This window comes from Bacillus sp. EB106-02-03-XG38, from assembly GCF_058792175.1.
Genome location: NZ_JBYTED010000002.1, coordinates 217,844 through 236,664, shown reverse-complemented (window position 1 = coordinate 236,664; position 18,821 = coordinate 217,844). Strand labels below are relative to the sequence as shown.

The 18,821-nt window shown below is 36.3% G+C and carries 21 protein-coding genes; all 21 read left to right on the top strand.

Annotation, left to right across the window (positions count from 1 at the left end; translation table 11 throughout):
• The first annotated feature begins 84 nt into the window (after positions 1-84).
• The 21 genes from AC3WTI_RS10475 (at position 85) to AC3WTI_RS10375 (ending at position 18,714) form a co-directional block, all read left to right on the top strand.
• Positions 85-696 (top strand): YphA family membrane protein, encoded by a 612-nt coding sequence (locus AC3WTI_RS10475; protein WP_087958120.1) that lies wholly within the window; start codon positions 85-87, stop codon positions 694-696.
• On the top strand, positions 689-1,582 hold the full coding sequence (locus tag AC3WTI_RS10470; RefSeq protein WP_071757506.1) for a YIEGIA family protein: 894 nt from the start codon (positions 689-691) through the stop codon (positions 1,580-1,582). Before AC3WTI_RS10475 ends, AC3WTI_RS10470 begins: the two co-directional genes overlap by 8 nt.
• Entirely contained in the window at positions 1,579-1,764 is a 186-nt protein-coding gene (locus tag AC3WTI_RS10465) for a capping complex subunit for YIEGIA (RefSeq protein ID WP_000979054.1), read from the top strand. The genes AC3WTI_RS10470 and AC3WTI_RS10465 overlap by 4 nt, the downstream gene beginning before the upstream one ends.
• A 124-nt stretch (positions 1,765-1,888) precedes the next feature.
• Positions 1,889-3,199 (top strand): ribosome biogenesis GTPase Der, encoded by a 1,311-nt coding sequence (gene der, locus AC3WTI_RS10460; protein WP_048527026.1) that lies wholly within the window; start codon positions 1,889-1,891, stop codon positions 3,197-3,199.
• An 18-nt stretch (positions 3,200-3,217) separates the two neighbouring features.
• Positions 3,218-4,240, top strand: a complete 1,023-nt coding sequence (locus AC3WTI_RS10455) for an NAD(P)H-dependent glycerol-3-phosphate dehydrogenase (RefSeq protein WP_087958121.1) — start codon at positions 3,218-3,220, stop codon at positions 4,238-4,240.
• A 115-nt stretch (positions 4,241-4,355) separates the two neighbouring features.
• Entirely contained in the window at positions 4,356-4,607 is a 252-nt protein-coding gene (locus AC3WTI_RS10450) for a stage VI sporulation protein F (RefSeq protein WP_000369753.1), read from the top strand.
• 265 nt (positions 4,608-4,872) lie between these two features.
• The gene (locus AC3WTI_RS10445) at positions 4,873-5,076 is read left to right on the top strand and encodes a DUF2768 domain-containing protein (RefSeq protein ID WP_001288997.1); all 204 of its coding nucleotides are present in this window, start codon (positions 4,873-4,875) and stop codon (positions 5,074-5,076) included.
• 64 nt (positions 5,077-5,140) lie between these two features.
• On the top strand, positions 5,141-5,854 hold the full coding sequence (locus AC3WTI_RS10440; protein ID WP_142286634.1) for a YphF family lipoprotein: 714 nt from the start codon (positions 5,141-5,143) through the stop codon (positions 5,852-5,854).
• Between the two features lie 243 nt (positions 5,855-6,097).
• Complete coding sequence (gene spoIVA / locus AC3WTI_RS10435; RefSeq protein ID WP_000416519.1) at positions 6,098-7,576, top strand: stage IV sporulation protein A; 1,479 nt, start codon at positions 6,098-6,100, stop codon at positions 7,574-7,576.
• Between the two features lie 299 nt (positions 7,577-7,875).
• Positions 7,876-8,148, top strand: coding sequence for an HU family DNA-binding protein (locus tag AC3WTI_RS10430; protein ID WP_001043860.1), 273 nt, complete (start codon positions 7,876-7,878; stop codon positions 8,146-8,148).
• A 120-nt stretch (positions 8,149-8,268) separates the two neighbouring features.
• Positions 8,269-8,838 (top strand): GTP cyclohydrolase I FolE, encoded by a 570-nt coding sequence (gene folE / locus AC3WTI_RS10425; protein ID WP_001151482.1) that lies wholly within the window; start codon positions 8,269-8,271, stop codon positions 8,836-8,838.
• 213 nt (positions 8,839-9,051) lie between these two features.
• Positions 9,052-9,801 (top strand): heptaprenyl diphosphate synthase component 1, encoded by a 750-nt coding sequence (locus AC3WTI_RS10420; RefSeq protein ID WP_142286635.1) that lies wholly within the window; start codon positions 9,052-9,054, stop codon positions 9,799-9,801.
• Between the two features lie 29 nt (positions 9,802-9,830).
• A complete protein-coding gene (menG, locus tag AC3WTI_RS10415; RefSeq protein ID WP_048527034.1) occupies positions 9,831-10,544 on the top strand; it encodes a 2-heptaprenyl-1,4-naphthoquinone methyltransferase in 714 nt (237 codons plus the stop codon).
• Positions 10,545-10,581: 37 nt separating this feature from the next.
• Positions 10,582-11,544, top strand: coding sequence for a heptaprenyl diphosphate synthase component II (gene hepT, locus AC3WTI_RS10410; RefSeq protein ID WP_087958123.1), 963 nt, complete (start codon positions 10,582-10,584; stop codon positions 11,542-11,544).
• A 124-nt stretch (positions 11,545-11,668) separates the two neighbouring features.
• Positions 11,669-12,115, top strand: coding sequence for a nucleoside-diphosphate kinase (ndk, locus tag AC3WTI_RS10405; protein WP_000415885.1), 447 nt, complete (start codon positions 11,669-11,671; stop codon positions 12,113-12,115).
• A gap of 272 nt (positions 12,116-12,387) precedes the next feature.
• On the top strand, positions 12,388-13,560 hold the full coding sequence (gene aroC / locus AC3WTI_RS10400; RefSeq protein WP_087958124.1) for a chorismate synthase: 1,173 nt from the start codon (positions 12,388-12,390) through the stop codon (positions 13,558-13,560).
• Complete coding sequence (gene aroB / locus AC3WTI_RS10395) at positions 13,560-14,645, top strand: 3-dehydroquinate synthase (RefSeq protein WP_087958125.1); 1,086 nt, start codon at positions 13,560-13,562, stop codon at positions 14,643-14,645. The genes aroC and aroB overlap by 1 nt, the downstream gene beginning before the upstream one ends.
• A gap of 108 nt (positions 14,646-14,753) precedes the next feature.
• A complete protein-coding gene (hisC, locus tag AC3WTI_RS10390; RefSeq protein WP_087958126.1) occupies positions 14,754-15,866 on the top strand; it encodes a histidinol-phosphate transaminase in 1,113 nt (370 codons plus the stop codon).
• A gap of 366 nt (positions 15,867-16,232) precedes the next feature.
• Positions 16,233-17,495, top strand: a complete 1,263-nt coding sequence (locus AC3WTI_RS10385) for a tetratricopeptide repeat protein (protein WP_087958127.1) — start codon at positions 16,233-16,235, stop codon at positions 17,493-17,495.
• Positions 17,496-17,568: 73 nt separating this feature from the next.
• Positions 17,569-18,105, top strand: coding sequence for a ReoY family proteolytic degradation factor (locus AC3WTI_RS10380; RefSeq protein ID WP_001095922.1), 537 nt, complete (start codon positions 17,569-17,571; stop codon positions 18,103-18,105).
• A gap of 153 nt (positions 18,106-18,258) precedes the next feature.
• Positions 18,259-18,714 (top strand): YpiF family protein, encoded by a 456-nt coding sequence (locus tag AC3WTI_RS10375; RefSeq protein WP_087958128.1) that lies wholly within the window; start codon positions 18,259-18,261, stop codon positions 18,712-18,714.
• Positions 18,715-18,821 lie beyond the last annotated feature (107 nt).

The window sequence follows — 18,821 nt, the reverse complement described above, 5'->3', positions numbered from 1 at the left end:
TGTTATATGAAAAAACTATGCGCGAAGAAAGTGGATTAACTTTCATAAAAAGTTCCCATAATGGAAAACATAGGAGGTGAAATGATGGAAGGGAGTACTTTTTATTTTGTAGCTTGGATAGGGTGGATTGTTGTAACTTTTTTTATGAAAAAGGACTCTATTCGGTGGAAGATAAGCGCTTGTATATTGATTTTAATTATTTGCTCTCCGTTACATATAACGATTGCTTCATTCACGGTATCAGTAAATGCATTTTTGCTTTGTATTGTAGCTTTTATAGGAATCACGCTCTATTCCATTTGGAAAAAAATATATAGCTTACTTTCGGCACTTATTATTGCAATGTTATATACAAGTTTTCATTTGTTAGAAGTATATGATCCAATTTGGATTGTGGTGGACAGGTTGTTTTTGTTAAGCAGCGCTCTTGTGTATGCATCGGTTTTATTACATGATAATCGCATACTACGATTATGTTCTCTTTATATAGGAATGTTACAGGGTGAGTTGTTAGTGACACTTATTTTTCGAAAGCTACATTTCCCTTATGATTACGGAAGTTTAGCGTTTTTTGATATCGTCGCCGTTTCTACATTGTTCATGGCAATTTTATTTTGGATTGCAAAAGCATCAATATATATGGAACAGTTCAAGAGAAAAACACGTAAAAGAAAGGCGAGGGTAATACATGACTGAATATACACCAGCCATTTTATGCGGCGTAATAGCGGGGACAGTAACGAGAGTGCTAATGCTCCGGACGGATACGCGGCAATATCCGACGAGGCTTCACGGAAAAATTATTCACATTGCGATGGGGTTAATTGCAGCTGCTTTAGGAGCGATTGCGATTCCGTCCATTTTGAAAAAAGATTTTTCTGCCATTACGTTTCTTACGTTAGCAGCAACACAGTTTCGTGATGTGCGTAATATGGAAAGAAATACATTGCAACAATTAGATGGTTATGAGCTCGTACCGCGTGGAAATACATACATTGAAGGAATTGCATTAGTTTTTGAAAGTCGCAACTATTTGGCGATGTTAACGTCGTTTGCGACGACGTTTGCGTATATAGGGTTCCGTTCATGGATTGCTGGAGTAATTATGGCTATCGTCGCATTTTTTATCGCGAAAAAATTAATGTCTGGTAGAAGGTTACATGATCTTGTTGATATCGAGCATGTTCCACTTCGTTTTGAAGGAGCAGGCCTGTATATTGATAATATTTACATTATGAATATTGGATTGCCAGCAAGACAAGAAGAAATTATGAAATATGGAATGGGTTTTATTTTAAAGCCGAAATCAATTGATGCAATGGTGACAATCTCCAACTTAGGACAACGGCAGGCTATTTTGCATGATGTTTCTGTTGCTTTGGGGATTTATAGAGATTCTGGTACGCCAGCGCTTGTGCCGTTAGCAAAGCGTGATTTAGAAGATGGTAGGGTTGGAATCTTTGTCTTGCCGCAAGATCAAGATGCAGAGAAAGCGATAGGTGTCATAGGGAATGTGCCGACGTTAGAAAGTGCTGTTCATATGTCATCGGAAGCCCCGAAAGGAAGGGGAGATAAGGGATGATGTTAGAAAGTGTAATTCTCGCAGTTATTACAACAACGCCGGAGAAATTTGCTGGTGGTGCCCCTTTATTTACTTGTGAATCGACAGAGGAATTAGAATTTGTTGCAAATAATTTAGAGGCAATTTTAGATGGTATTGCGCATCGCTTACAAGAGAATGTATATATTATTGTGAAACATTAGCAACGTGTGTTATAATGTGAGGTGTTTTGATACGTTGAGAAATATTCTGGAATGCAAATCCCTTCTTGCACAAAGAAGGGTTTTTTACATAATAAACAGAAGCAAGTTGAAAGGATGAAAGTATATGCCGAAACCAGTAATAGCAATAGTAGGCCGCCCGAACGTAGGGAAATCTACTATTTTCAATAGAATTGTTGGAGAGAGAGTTTCAATCGTAGAAGATATTCCAGGTGTAACGCGCGACCGTATTTATAGCGCTGGAGAATGGTTAAATCATGAATTTAACATTATTGATACAGGTGGAATTGATATTGGAGACGAGCCGTTTTTGACACAAATTCGTCAACAAGCTGAAGTAGCGATTGATGAAGCAGATGTTATCATTTTTATGACAAATGGTCGTGACGGTGTAACAGCAGCGGATGAAGAAGTTGCAAAAATTTTATATCGTTCTAAAAAACCAATTGTACTTGCGGTAAATAAAGTGGACAATCCTGAAATGCGCAGTGATATTTATGACTTTTATGCATTAGGATTTGGCGAGCCATTCCCAATTTCAGGTACACACGGATTAGGATTAGGTGATTTATTAGACGAAGCTGCACAGCATTTTCCGAAGATTGAAGAAGACGGATATGATGAAGATACAATTCGCTTCTCTTTAATTGGACGTCCAAACGTAGGGAAATCATCACTTGTAAATGCTCTTCTTGGTCAAGAACGTGTAATCGTTAGTAATGTAGCAGGAACAACTCGTGATGCTGTCGATACGCCATATAGTAAAGACGGTAAAGATTATGTAATTATCGATACAGCTGGTATGCGTAAAAAAGGGAAAGTGTATGAAAGTACAGAAAAGTATAGTGTACTTCGTGCACTAAGAGCGATTGAACGTTCTGACGTTGTTTTAGTCGTTTTAGACGGTGAAGAAGGAATTATTGAACAAGATAAAAAAATCGCTGGATATGCTCATGATTCAGGGCGAGCTGTTGTTATCGTTGTAAACAAATGGGACGCAGTGAAAAAAGATGAGAAAACAATGAAAGCATTTGAAGAAAACATCCGTGCTCACTTCCAATTTTTGGAGTACGCACCGATTGTATTCTTATCTGCGAAAACGAGAAAACGTACACAAACGTTAATTCCGGTTATCGATGAGGTAAATGAGAGCCATAGTATCCGTATTCAAACGAATGTATTAAATGATGTAATTATGGATGCGGTAGCGATGAACCCAACGCCAACACATAACGGTAGTCGTCTGAAGATTTTCTATGCAACACAAGTTGCGGTAAAACCACCAACATTTGTTGTGTTTGTAAACGATCCAGAATTATTGCACTTCTCATATGAGCGCTTCTTAAAGAATCGTTTACGTGAATCATTTGGCTTTGTAGGAACGCCGATTCACATTATCGCTAGAGCAAGAGACTAATGGAGAGGATGTGATTTTATGACAAAAATCACAGTAGTTGGAGCAGGTAGCTGGGGAACAGCGTTAGCGATGGTATTAGCTGACAATGGGCATGATGTACGTATTTGGGGAAATCGTTCTGAACTTATGGATGAAATTAATACAAAACATGAGAATAGTCGATACCTTCCAGGAATTACATTGCCAAGCACAATCGTAGCCTACTCTTCTTTAGAAGAAGCATTAGTAGATGTAAATGTAGTACTTCTTGTAGTACCAACGAAAGCGTACAGAGAAGTATTGCAAGATATGAAGAAATATGTAATGGGTCCGACTACTTGGATTCATGCAAGTAAAGGGATAGAACCTGGTACGTCAAAACGTATTTCGGAAGTGATTGAGGAAGAAATTCCAGAGGACTTAATAAAAGATGTTGTTGTATTGTCTGGACCGAGTCATGCTGAAGAAGTTGGTTTACGTCAAGCAACAACTGTTACGTCTGCAGCAAAGCGTATGGAGGCGGCTGAGGAAGTACAAGATTTGTTTATGAATAGTTACTTCCGTGTATACACAAATCCAGATATCGTTGGAGTTGAACTTGGTGGTGCGTTAAAAAATATTATCGCGTTAGCTGCTGGGATAACTGATGGTCTTGGATTAGGTGATAATGCGAAAGCGGCACTAATGACACGTGGTTTAACAGAGATTGCTCGTTTAGGAAGAAAAATGGGTGGAAATCCGTTAACGTTTGCTGGTCTAACTGGTATGGGAGACTTAATTGTAACTTGTACAAGTGTTCATAGCCGAAATTGGCGCGCGGGTAATTTACTCGGAAAAGGGCACTCTTTAGAAGAAGTGTTAGAAAGCATGGGTATGGTTGTGGAAGGTGTAAGAACAACGAAAGCTGCTCATGAATTGGCAGAGAAAATGGAAGTGGAAATGCCGATTACAGCTGCTTTATATGACGTGCTATTTAATGGGAATAATGTAAAAGATGCAGTAGGCTCATTAATGGGACGTGTTCGAAAACACGAAGTAGAAGCTATACCTGACTTACTTTAAAGAAAAGCGACAGAAGTACAATTGTACTTCTGTCGCTTTTTATTTTTTTGGGTCTTTTCACCATTTTTTTATTTTTGCATAGGATGAAGAGTAACTTGAGGAGAGGGTGAAAAGAATGGATAATAACATTTTTAATAACATTGAAAAAGAAGCGAAAGTGAATAAAGAAGATATTTTTAAATTAGCATCATCTGTACAAAATGCGAATTTACGTGATGAAACTGTGCTTCGCCAATTGATTCATCAAGTGGCTCTTATGGCAGGACGTGAAGTGCCGAAAGAACAAGAGGATCAAATTGTAAAAGCGATTATTAACAATAATATGCCAGCAGATTTTGGCTCGTTAAGCAAAATGTTTAAAAAATAAAATATGAGAAACAAAGAGTTTGTAGATTGCATATGATAGCCATGAAAGTATGGGAATAGAGCTGTTTTGGGCATATTTGGTCAACCGAAGCGAGAGGATACACTCGCTTCGGTTTTTATGTTTATGGAGAGTGGAAAGTACGGAAAAACGTATTGATTACAGTTACATATTCGCAATTTGTAGTAAAATGTTCTTTTTGTATTTGTTTAAAGATTTTAATTTGTTAAAATAGTATAAAAATAGATTAATAAAAAGGGGTGTGTATATGTCGGAAGGGCTTATAAAAATGTGGTTTGCGTTAGGGGCAATTGGATTTATGTTTTTTGCAGTAAGTTTTATTTTGCTAAGCAGATATAAAATAAAGAATAAAATTTTGAAAGGGATTACAGCTTTGGTAGCCTACACCCTTATGGTTGTGTCAGGAATTGTTATTTTTCTTGTTGTATTTAGTGGACCTGTACAGCAGTAAATGGGATGGTCTCGAAAATTCTACATACGGAGCAAGTTATATTAGTATGAAAAGGTGATTGCTAGTGAAAAAAGTCCATATTATTTTAATATTTTGTTGTATGAGCCTTTTAACAGGATGTTTATATCCGAAAGAAAATATGAAACAAAATGCTGTTCCTTATGAAGATCAGCTACAGGTCGTTCAAAAAGCTGTTGCGACATTTAAGGAGCAAAATAGTGGGATATTGCCAATTAAGACGCGGGATATGAATACGCCTATTTATCAAAAGTATCCAATCGATTTTCAAAAAATTTCTCCGCGTTACATACAAGAAGCGCCAGGGAACGCGTATGAAAGCGGAGGAGTATATCAATACGTGTTAATAGACGTTGAAACAAACCCGACAGTAAAGTTAATTGATGTTAGGATGGCTGAACAAATTCAGGAATTATCTTTAAAGCTTCGGATGTATCGAGATGAACATCAATATCCACCTTTTAAAAAGGTAATTTCAGATGGTGTGTATGAATTAGATTTCAAAAAACTAGGATATAAAGATGTACCGCAAGTAACAAGTCCGTATTCTGGTAAAGGACTTCCGTTTGTAATCAATGAAAAAGGAGAACTTTTTGTTGATTATAGAATCGACTTATATGAAGCGTTGAAAAAGAATGAAGGGAAATTTAAGGAGGGAGAAGATATACGAAATATCCTTTCGAAAGATTCACCATTTGTACCTGCGTATTCTTTGCCGTATACGGTAAAGGATGGAGAACCAATTTTTTTAAAATCATAAGTCATGAACCTTTCTTTTAGTGAATAAGTTCTAGAAGAAAGGTTTTTTATGTTACACAACTTGCGATGCAAACAAAAGGTATTTTTTTAATAGTCATATGAAATTGGACAAAATTATATGATATATTGTCCGAACTTCTAGAATACCATTATATTATATCAGATATTATAGGCAACGTTAGAGAAGGTATTAGTTGACTATAAACGTGGAATTATTCCCAAAAATATTGAGGGAGGGAATCACTTGGAAAAGGTAGATATTTTTAAAGATATTGCGGAACGCACAGGCGGTGATATTTATTTTGGAGTTGTAGGAGCTGTTCGAACAGGGAAATCAACATTCATTAAAAAATTTATGGAACTTGTAGTTATTCCTAATATTGAGAATGAATCGGACCGTCAAAGGGCGCAGGATGAACTGCCTCAAAGTGCTGCTGGCCGTACAATTATGACGACGGAACCGAAGTTTGTTCCAAACCAAGCGGTTTCTATTGAAGTAGATGAAGGTCTTGAAGTGAATATTCGATTAGTAGATTGCGTTGGATATACAGTTCCAGGAGCAAAAGGCTATGAAGATGAGAATGGTCCGCGCATGATTAATACTCCTTGGTATGAAGAGCCTATTCCATTCCATGAAGCTGCAGAAATTGGAACACGTAAAGTAATTCAAGAGCATTCAACAATTGGTGTTGTAATTACAACAGATGGAACGATTGGTGAAATTCCAAGAAGAGATTATATAGAGGCAGAAGAACGTGTCGTAAATGAGTTAAAAGAAGTCGGAAAACCTTTCATTATGATCATCAACACTGTACAGCCGTATCATCCAGATACAGAGCAATTGCGTCAAAGTTTATCTGAAGAATATGATATTCCAGTCATTGCGATGAGTGTTGAAAGTTTAAGAGAAACAGATGTGTACAATGTGCTTCGAGAAGCGTTATTCGAGTTCCCGGTATTAGAAGTGAATGTGAACCTTCCGAGCTGGGTAATGGTGTTAAATGAAGGGCATTGGTTACGCCAAAGTTATCAAGAAGCTGTTCAAGAGACTGTTAAGGATATAAAACGTCTTCGTGATGTGGACCGTGTCGTGTGGCAGTTTAGTCAGTATGAATTTATTGATCGAGCAAGCCTAGCTGGCATTGACATGGGGCAAGGCGTAGCAGAAATTGATTTATATGCACCAGATGAATTATATGATCAAATTTTAAAAGAAGTAGTAGGGGTAGAAATTCGAGGGAAAGATCATTTATTGAAGCTTATGCTCGATTTATCTCATGCGAAAATAGAATACGATCAAGTGGCGGATGCCCTGCGTATGGTAAAGCAAACAGGATATGGTGTAGCGGCGCCTGCGTTAGCTGATATGAGCTTAGATGAGCCAGAAATTATCCGACACGGTTCAAGGTTTGGTGTGAAATTAAAAGCTGTAGCTCCATCTATTCATATGATTAAAGTAGATGTGGAGTCTACATTTGAACCAATCATTGGTACTGAAAAGCAAAGTGAAGAATTGGTTCGTTATTTAATGCAGGATTTTGAAGATGATCCATTATCAATTTGGAATTCTGACATATTTGGACGTTCGCTAAGCTCTATTGTTCGAGAAGGTATTCAAGCGAAACTATCTTTAATGCCAGAAAATGCGAGATATAAATTAAAAGAAACGCTAGAAAGAATTATTAATGAAGGATCTGGCGGATTAATTGCGATTATATTATAAGAAAAAAATCCCTCTCATCGTAGAGGGATTTTTTTGATTTTTGCATATAAAATAGAAAAATAAACAGTCATTATCTAATATATTGTTGTAAATTGTCAAGTTTCATCAGATTTTCACATTTTAAGAGTAACAATTTACTTAAAAATATTGAATTATAAAGGAGAATCGTATAATATAGGCGTTGATAATGATTTATCTACATCTTTGTAGTATAGAATTTGCAAAAATTGCCTACAAATGAAAGTAAGACTCATTTTATGATCATTATACAGTCTTATCTTTGGGAGGAGGTGAATGGCATGAACAAGACAGATTTAATCAATGCTGTTGCAGAAGCAAGTTCCCTTTCTAAAAAGGACGCAACAAAAGCAGTAGACGCTGTTTTTGATTCTATCTTAGAAGCTTTAAAACAAGGTGATAAAGTACAACTGATCGGATTCGGTAACTTCGAAGTTCGTGAGCGTGCGGCTCGTAAAGGTCGTAACCCACAAACAGGTGAGGAGATTGAAATCGCTGCAAGTAAAGTACCTGCATTCAAACCTGGTAAAGCGTTAAAAGATGCGGTTAAATAATCCTTACATATTAACAGGGAAGAAGAGTTTCCTTTTTGGAAACTCTTCTTTTTGCTTTTAAAAACATAAATATGCTAGAATGTGTTCGTATCACTTTTAGGTTTTCGGGAGGGCTAGCGGATGGCAAAAGTTAATTTAGAACAAATTGAGCATGCAGTACGCCTTATTTTAGAGGCAATCGGAGATGACCCAAATCGTGAGGGAGTACTTGATACACCAAAGCGTGTTGCAAAAATGTACGCAGAAGTGTTCTCAGGTATGCATGAAGATCCGAAAGAACATTTACATAAAGTGTTCGGAGAAGATCACGAGGAGCTTGTATTAGTAAAAGATATACCGTTTTATTCGATGTGTGAGCATCATTTAGTTCCATTCTATGGAGTTGCTCACGTTGCATATATTCCGCAAGGCGGAAAAGTGACAGGGTTAAGTAAATTAGCTCGCACTGTAGATACAATTGCACGTCGTCCACAACTACAAGAACGTATTACATCAACAGTAGCGAACTCTATTATGGAAGTACTAGAGCCGCATGGTGTAATGGTAGTAGTAGAAGCGGAACATATGTGCATGACGATGCGTGGCGTGAAAAAACCAGGCGCGAAAACAGTAACAACAGCAGTACGTGGTGTGCTAGAAAATGATGCTGCGGCACGTAGTGAAATTTTATCTTTTATTAAAACGAAGTAAAGAAAAGTGGGAAACTGCTTTTCTTTTTTTTTTTTTGTAAATAAATGATATAGTTTTAGGAAGGAAGAGTGAGAATGGAAAGACTACTTACAAGAATGGAAGATGTTATTTCATTCGGTGGAAGTTTGGAAAGAGTAGCCAAGTTTTGGTTATAGAAAATAGAATGAATGTGTTATAATAAGTTTTATGAATTAGAAAACAAGGGTGATTTTTGTGTGTGACATCTACGGAGGGTATGCGGGTATAAGAGAGAAATTGATGGAGAAATTACGCCATCCTTATTTTATAAACTATATTGAAGAACCATATATTGATGAAGAGAAAATAGCATTGTTATATGGTGCTTTAAAAAGTGCAAAATTACATATAGAACAAATTGAGCATTATGTAGTAACGATTATGCTTGTTCAAATTGCGCTTGATACTCATGAAAGAGTATCAAATAAGGCAGGGGAAGAAGCAAATGAATCGCATAAATGTCGTCAGTTAACAGTGCTTGCTGGTGATTACTATAGCGGGTTATATTATTACTTATTGTCTATGAATCGTGATGTTGTTTTAATTCGTGCGCTTGCTGAAGGAATTAAAGAAATTAATGAACACAAAATAATGTTATATCAAAAAGCGCATAAAACGATTGATGACATAATGGAAAGTGTAGTAACGATTGAGTCTGCACTCTTACAAAAAACATGTGATCATTTTCATTTATCACATTGGAAGCCGTTTATAACGTATGTACTAGGGGAAAACCGTCTTCAAAAAGAATGTGAACGATACGCTGATAAACAACATTCACCTGTTTTTCAAGCTATTCAAGAGATTTTGAACGATAAAGCGGATGCAGAAACAGTTATGAATGGATGGATGGTGGAACTTAGAAAGAAAGAAAATCAATTTTTAGAAAATCACACAGATATAAGCGAAATAAACTCTGTGTTAAGAGATAAATCGAAGACATAAGCAATTTTACATTGGAAGAAGGTACGAGCATGCAACAATCAAAAGAAGAAAGAGTACATGATGTATTTGAGAAAATCTCTGATAAATACGATGTAATGAATTCTGTAATTAGTTTTCAAAGACATAAAGCGTGGCGTAAAGAGACGATGCGCATTATGGATGTAAAACCAGGTAGTAAAGCACTTGATGTATGCTGCGGGACAGCGGACTGGACAATTGCACTAGCTGGAGCGGTAGGTGAACAGGGCAAGGTTGTTGGTTTAGATTTCAGTGAAAATATGTTATCTGTCGGTAAGCAAAAGGTAGAGGCGTTACAATTAAAACAAGTTGAACTTCTACACGGGAATGCGATGGAACTTCCATTTGAAGATAACACATTTGATTATGTAACGATTGGATTTGGTTTACGTAACGTACCGGATTATATGCACGTATTAAAAGAAATGACGCGTGTAGTAAAACCAGGTGGAAAAGTAATTTGTTTAGAAACATCTCAGCCAACAATGATTGGTTTTCGACAAGGGTATGTTTTATACTTTAAATATATCATGCCTTTATTTGGAAAGTTATTTGCGAAAAGTTATAAAGAATATTCATGGTTACAAGAATCCGCTAGTACATTCCCTGGTATGAAAGAATTGGCTAATATGTTCGAAAAAGCTGGACTTGAACGTGTACAAGTGAAGCCGTTTACTTTTGGGGTAGCAGCGATGCACTTAGGTATGAAACCAGAATCAAAATAGAAAAAGAAAAAAGAAGTTTTAGGTTAAGGTGAACAATATGAAGTTACAACTTATGTACTCTTTTTTACGATCGGATATTAATGTGATAGAAAAAGAATTAAAAAAGACAGTTGCTTCTGAACAGCCATTAGTAGAAGAGGCGGCATTACAACTTATTGAAGCTGGTGGGAAGCGAATTCGTCCTGTATTTGTGTTGCTTGCGGGGAAATTTGGAGATTATAAGTTAGATGCAATTAAGCATGTAGCTGTTGCGTTAGAACTTATTCATATGGCTTCTCTTGTTCACGATGATGTTATTGATGCTGCGTTTTTACGACGTGGTAGTGCAACTGTGAATGCGAAATGGGGAGATCGCATTGCAATGTATACAGGGGACTATCTATTCGCTAAGTCTCTTGAATGTATTACAAATATCGAAATTCCTGAGGCGCATCAGGCGCTATCGCATACCATTTTAGAAGTGTGTAAAGGTGAAATTGAACAAATTAAAGATAAGTATAACTATGATCAAAATTTAAGAACGTATTTAAGGAGAATAAAGCGAAAAACAGCATTATTAATTGCTGCGAGTTGCCAATTAGGAGCAATTGCTACTGGCGCTAATCGTGATACGGTAAATCGTCTGTTTTGGTATGGGTATTTTGTAGGAATGTCGTATCAAATAATTGATGATATTTTAGATTTCGTTTCTACAGAAGAGAAACTTGGAAAGCCTGCTGGCGGAGATTTACTACAAGGGAATATTACGCTTCCTGCCCTATATGCGATGGAAGATCCAGTTCTTTGTAAGAAAATCAAATCTGTACATGAAAATACAACAGCGGATGAAATGAAAGAAATTATTGAGGCTGTGAAGAATAGTGCTGCTATTGATAAAGCATTTGCGTTTAGTGAACGTTATTTACATAAAGCATTAGAAATTATAAAACCACTCCCGCGTGGACAAGCGAAGTATGCATTACAAAATGTAGCAAAGTATATTGGAAAACGAAAATTTTAGTGTTTTTTCTAAAAAATAAAATAATCTCTCTATTTCAAAACTATTGCACAATTGTGATAAGGGTGTTAATATGTGTGTGGGGATATACAATTACATACATAATTCAGAAGTGGAGAGATTTTTTATGGAAAAAACATTTCTAATGGTTAAACCAGACGGTGTACAACGTGCCTTCATTGGGGAAATTGTAGCTCGTTTTGAGAAGAAGGGCTTTCAATTAGTTGGTGCAAAATTAATGCAAGTCACTCCGGAAATTGCTGGACAACACTATGCTGAGCACACAGAGAAACCTTTCTTTGGTGAATTAGTAGACTTTATTACATCTGGCCCTGTATTCGCAATGGTATGGCAAGGTGAAGGTGTAGTAGATACAGCTCGTAACATGATGGGTAAAACAAGACCACATGAAGCAGCTCCTGGAACAATTCGTGGAGATTTCGGTGTAACTGTTGCGAAAAACATTATCCATGGTTCTGATTCGTTAGAAAGTGCAGAGCGCGAGATTGCTATTTTCTTTAAAGAAGAAGAATTAGTTGACTACTCAAAATTAATGAATGAATGGATTTACTAATTATTTTGAAATAATTTGTAAACGCTTTAATAACTGTGATAATAGTAGAAAGTGCAAGGAGAATAGGGGTATTCTTCTTGCACTTTTTTTATTGTAATTAGTTACGAAGTTTAGGCTGTTATGATATATTGATATGTAAAGTAAACGGCCTATCGGGGAATAAGCGAATGGCTGATGTAGTATATAATTTTTTTATATTTTTAGAGTAATGAAGGATAATTTTATTGCTTAATATAGCGAGATAAATACATATACGAAAAGAGGAATAACGTATGCGATATATTACAGCTGGTGAATCTCATGGTCCACAACTTACAACGATTATAGAAGGTGTACCAGCAGGTCTACCAATAGTTGCGGCTGATATAAATGAAGAGTTAGCTAGAAGGCAAAAGGGATATGGGCGTGGTAGACGCATGCAAATCGAAACAGATCAAGTGCAAATTGTAAGTGGTGTTAGACATGGAGAGACATTAGGTTCTCCAATTGCACTTGTTGTTGAAAACCGTGATTTTGCACATTGGACAAAAATTATGGGTGCAGAGCCATTAACGGAACAAGAAGAAAAAGAAATGAAAAGGAAAGTAACAAAACCAAGACCTGGACATGCTGATTTAAATGGTGCGATTAAATATGGTCATAGAGATATGAGAAATGTACTGGAACGTTCTTCAGCTCGCGAAACGACAGTACGTGTTGCTGCTGGTGCGGTTGCTAAAAAAGTGTTAGCGGAACTTGGTATTACAGTAGCGGGCCATGTAATTGAAATTGGCGGCGTTGAGGCTAAGGAGACTACGTATCGTTCAATTGAAGAATTAAAAAGCATTACAGAAGCATCACCTGTACGTTGTTTAGATGAAGAAGCTGGTAATCAAATGATAAAAGCAATTGATGATGCGAAATCAAATGGTGATTCCATCGGTGGCATCGTTGAAGTAATTGTGGAAGGAATGCCAATTGGGGTCGGTAGCTATGTACATTATGATCGAAAACTAGATGCAAAATTAGCGGCTGCAATTATGAGCATTAATGCTTTTAAAGGTGTCGAGGTTGGAATTGGATTTGAGGCAGCACATAGACCAGGTAGCGAAGTTCATGATGAGATTCTTTGGAATGAAGAGCATGGATATACACGAAGAACAAATAACGCAGGTGGTTTAGAAGGCGGAATGACGACTGGAATGCCAATTGTTGTGCGCGGTGTGATGAAACCGATACCTACACTATATAAACCTCTTCAAAGTGTCGATATTGATACGAAAGAGCCTTTTACAGCGAGTATTGAACGTTCGGATAGTTGTGCTGTTCCAGCGGCTAGTGTCGTTGCAGAAGCGGTTGTAGCTTGGGAATTAGCGACAGCTTTAATAGAACAATTCGGATTAGATCGTATCGACCTTATTCGTGAAAATATTGAGAAACATAATGAATATGCGAGGGGATTTTAATGGAAAACATACATATTCAAACGAAATCAAAAGAATATGATGTACATGTAGGAAAAGAATCGTTGTCACATTTGACAACAATCGTTCAAAACATGCAGCCATCTGTATCAAATATTATGATCATTTCAGATGAAGCTGTTGCGTCTTTACACTTACAGACAGTTATAGATGCGTTGCAAATAGAGCAAAATGTAATTTCGTTCGTTGTACCAAGTGGTGAAAAAGAGAAGTCCTTTGAAAATTTCTATGCGGCTCATACATCAGCTCTTGAAAATAAATTAGATAGAAATTCTTTAATTATCGCACTTGGAGGTGGGATGATTGGAGATTTAGCTGGTTTTGTTGCTGCGTCGTTTATGCGTGGAATTCGCTTCGTTCAAGTTCCAACGACTTTATTAGCTCACGATAGCGCAGTAGGTGGGAAAGTAGCGATTAATCACCCGTTAGGTAAAAATATGATAGGGGCATTCCATCAACCAGAAGCAGTTGTATATCATACGCCATTTTTACAGTCTCTTCCCGAAAAAGAGTGGCGTTCAGGTTATGCAGAAGTGATAAAACATGCACTAATTGGTGATGTAAATCTGTATCATTGGCTGAAAGAAGAAGTGCAAACATTATCAGATCTTCGTGATGAGAAATTAATTCATATATTAACGAAGGCGATTCCTGTAAAGGCAAACATTGTATCGCAAGATGAAACAGAAAAAGGTGTACGTGCTCATTTGAACTTTGGACATACGTTAGGCCATGCTCTTGAGAAAGAACTAGGATATGGAAACATTACTCACGGTGACGGGGTAGCTGTTGGAATGTTATTTGCTTTGTTTTTAAGTGAGCAAGTGTACAATGTTGATCTTTCATATGAAGAGATGAAGCAGTGGTTCTTAAAGTACGGCTATCCAAAAATGCCAAGTAATTTGAATGTAGAGCGTCTCGTTCAATTGATGAAACAAGATAAGAAAGCGAATGCTGGAGCAATTCGTATGGTATTAATGCAGGAATATGGGGTAGTGAATGTCGTATCTATTCCAGATGAGACTGTTCATATTGCGTTAGAGGCATTTCAAAAGGATATGGCTTAAGAAGTGTTAGAGGTATTCTCGTAATAGTGGCGGTTAAGATAAACGATTACAGTGAGGGATTGCAACTGTCTCGTAATCGAATTGAATAAAATGACTGGGGGAAGAAAAATGAGAGTGAAAGAGCAATTGTTAACTTTGAGAGCATATGTACCTGGAAAAAATATTGAAGAAGTAAAAAGGGAATATGGGTTATCAAAAATCGTGAAATTAGCATCGAACGAAAATCCATTCGGTTGCTCAGCACGTGTAACAGAAGCATTAACTTCTTTAGCGAGTCAATACGCTCTTTATCCAGATGGGTATGCTTTTGAACTTCGAACAAAAGTAGCAGAGCAGTTAGGTGTTAAGGCTGAACAACTGTTATTTGGTAGTGGCTTAGATGAAGTCATTCAAATGATTAGCCGTGCATTACTACACGAAGGAACAAATGTTGTAATGGCGAATCCAACATTCTCGCAATACCATCACCATGCTGTTATTGAAGGGGCAGAAGTTCGTGAAGTACTACTGAAAGATGGTATTCACGATTTAGATGCGATGTTACAGCAAGTAGATGATAAAACGAAGATTGTATGGATTTGTAACCCGAATAATCCAACAGGTACATATGTAGAGAAACAAAACTTACTTTCATTTTTAGAATCAGTTCCTAAGTCAGCGCTCGTTATTATGGACGAAGCATACTATGAATATGCGGGAGCAGAAGACTATCCGCAAACATTACCACTTCTTGAAAAGTATGAAAACCTTATGGTTTTACGCACGTTTTCAAAAGCATATGGTTTAGCTGCTTTCCGTATTGGATATGCGGTTGGTAATGAGAAGTTAATTGGGCAGTTAGAAGTAGCAAGATTACCATTTAATACATCGACCGTAGCGCAATCTGTAGCACTTGCTGCATTAGAAGATCAAGCGTTTTTACAAGAATGTGTGAAAAAGAATGAAGAAGGATTAAATCAATATTATGCGTTTTGTAAGGAATATAACGTATTCTATTATCCATCTCAAACAAATTTCATTTTCTTAAAACTTGGTATTCCTGGTAATGAGGCTTTCGAACGATTAATGAAGAAAGGTTATATTGTTCGTTCTGGTGCTGCATTTGGTATACAGGATGGTATTCGTATTACTGTCGGTTTGAAAGAAGAAAATGATGAAATTATAGAACTATTGAAAGAGATTGTAAACGAGCAAGTAAAGAAAGAAGAAACATACTCTTAAGAGTTTGTAAAGGCTCCTAATATAGGAGTCTTTTTTATTTAAATAAAGAAGAACTGTAAAGAGTTGGTGCGGGCCAATAATTAATAAGGAAAGTTATTTGCACGGTAATGAAAGAAAACGGTACAATAGAAAGTAGTAATGCGGTATCGGTGTCATATTCGAATCGTTATGAGTGAAAGTACAAGAAGAAGTATGCCCCTTCTAAAGGTTGCGTTGTTACACCTAGTTGCTTATGATAAAGTGAAACTTTAATCAGTGGGGGATATTCATCCCTCATTGATTATTAGCCCGCACCAATCGGGCTGCCTGCAAATAGCGGGTGAAATGAACAGAAAAGAATATTCTTTATAATTAAAGGAGACGTTTATGCAAAAGTTTGAACAAGCTGTTTCATATATTGAAAATGGTGAAGCGGAAAAAGGATTACAATTATTAAAAGAACAATTAAAAATTGCGAATGATGAAGAGAAGTATGATATCGCTCGCTATTATCATACACTTGGATTTACGGATGAAGCGTTAGCTATTACAGAAGATTTACGTTTATTGTATCCGGAAGAAAGTGAATTCACTGTATTTTTAGCAGAATTATATATTGATCTAGATAAAGAAGATGAAGCGATTGAAGTGCTTCATGATATTCCGGAAAATGATGATTTATATGTTCAATCGTTATTACTTGTTGCGGATTTATTCCAAATGCAAGGTTTCGATGATGTAGCAGAACAAAAACTATTAAAGGCGAAAGAAATCATGCCTGACGAACCAGTTATTACGTTTGGATTAGCAGAGTTATATAGCAGTAAAGGGGAAGAACAAAAGGCAATCACTTATTATGAGTCGCTATTAGCGGAACATAAAGTAATGGGTGGTGTTGTCATTGCACTTCGCCTCGGAGAAACATTAAGTGCGATTGGAAATTGGGAAGAAGCAATTTCTTATTACGAAGCAGGTTTAGAGGAACAAAAAGATATTCATTCATTATTTGGATATGCCTTCACGTTATATCAAGGTGAAGAATATCAACGAGCAATTGGTGCTTGGCAAGAGCTAAAAGAATTAGATCCTGAGTATGCATCACTTTACATGTATTTAGCGAAAAGCTATGAAAAAGAAGGAATGCTTCAAGAAAGTTATGAAACACTTCATGAAGGAATAAAAGTAGATGAGCTTTCTGTACCATTTTATGTAGAATTAGCGAACATAGCGGCGAAATTAGGAAAAATAGCTGAAGCAGAGGAAGTACTTCAAAAAGCGCTTGAGTTAGATCCAGGACATTTAGGTGCAACATTAAAATATGCGTATATCTTAAAGGAACAAGAAAAGTATGAAGAGCTAATTTCTGTTGTCGAGCGTGCAATTGATAGCGGAGAACCAGATACACAACTACTTTGGGATCTTGCGTTTGCAAAAAAACAATTAGAAATGTATTCGGATGCATTAAAACACTATGAAAGTGCATATACTTCTTTTAAGAATCATCCAGACTTCTTGGAAGAGTACGGTTATTTCTTATTGGAAGAAGGTATGCGAAAAGAGGCGAAAGAAGTATTTACTCAGTTAATACAACTAGACCCGACACAAATTCATATTGAAGAATTGTTATATAATTTAGAGGATTTTTCATAAGTTGGAAGGAAACTGAATGCCGCTTCTTGAATCTAAAAAGAAAAGAGAAAGACAGAGGAGGGACTTAATTGCTATGAATACCCCTGTTTCTGTAAACGAGAAGAAGGATTTTGTGAAATGGTTTTTGAATAATTACCAACTGAAACAGCGTGAATGTGTATGGATTTTGAATTATTTAATGAGTCACGACCAATTGATGCATAAAGTCCACTTCGTAGAGCATGCAAAATATTGTCCGCGTGGCTTAGTGATGTCCGCGAATTGTGTAAAAGATACACCGTTTCACTTTTTTAAACAAAATGTTATGACAACAGATGCTGAAAAATCGTTCCATGATATTCGTTTAAATCGAGATGAGGATATTTATATTCAACTCAATTTTAAATCATCGTTTCAAAATGCCAATTATGTAGCTGTATTAGAAGAAAACCCGTATTTACCAAAGCATATTGAAGTAAATGAAAAAGATCGTTTACTTGCAGAAAGATTTTTAGAAGAAAGTGTATTTTCTTTTAGAAGAGAACGCCTTTTGAAACAAATTGATGAAGCGCTAGATAAGCAAGATAAGGAAGCGTTTCATAAGTTAACAGCGGAGTTAAAGATGTTGTAGAATTCATTTGGATTCATAAAATTTTACAAATTTCAGACTTTTTAAGAAAAACTACCTTAATATAGGTAGTTTTTCTTTTTTTACCTCTTTTAGTATGGTTTAATATATATAAAGTGAAAGTTCTGTCATTTAAGAGGGAAGGAGGGAAGTAATTTGAAATGGATTGTAAAAGATGTAGAACAGTTTGAGCAAGCAAGAGAGTATGTAGATACAGGTGTTATACCACTTTTATCAATTTCAGCAGCAAAAGAAATGAAAACGGTAGTAGAACAAGGCGAATTTATCGAATTGTTAAGTATGGAGCTGGAAAGAGAATATAAAGGAAGAGTGCTTTTACTACCTGCATTTACGTATTTAGTAGAAAGTCAAAAAAACGAAAAAGGTCGTTTACAAGAATGGACAAAACATTTACAAGAGCAAGGTTTTAAGCATATTGCTTATGTTACAAGTGATTTTTCATGGAAAGAAGATATGCAAGAATTACAGGGAGATTTATTTTGGTTTCCTTCATTAGCGTTAGAACAATTTAGTGATCAAGCGAAAAGAGAAGTTATTCATGCACATATAAAAAATATAATGGTGATGTTAGAAGAAAAATGGGGAAAGTAATAATAAACAGAAAGTTCTTATTATTATGAGTAGTATGATATTGACCTGTGCATGAGCGTATTATATCATGATAGTGTCCTAGTTTTTATTTTTTATATAATTTATCA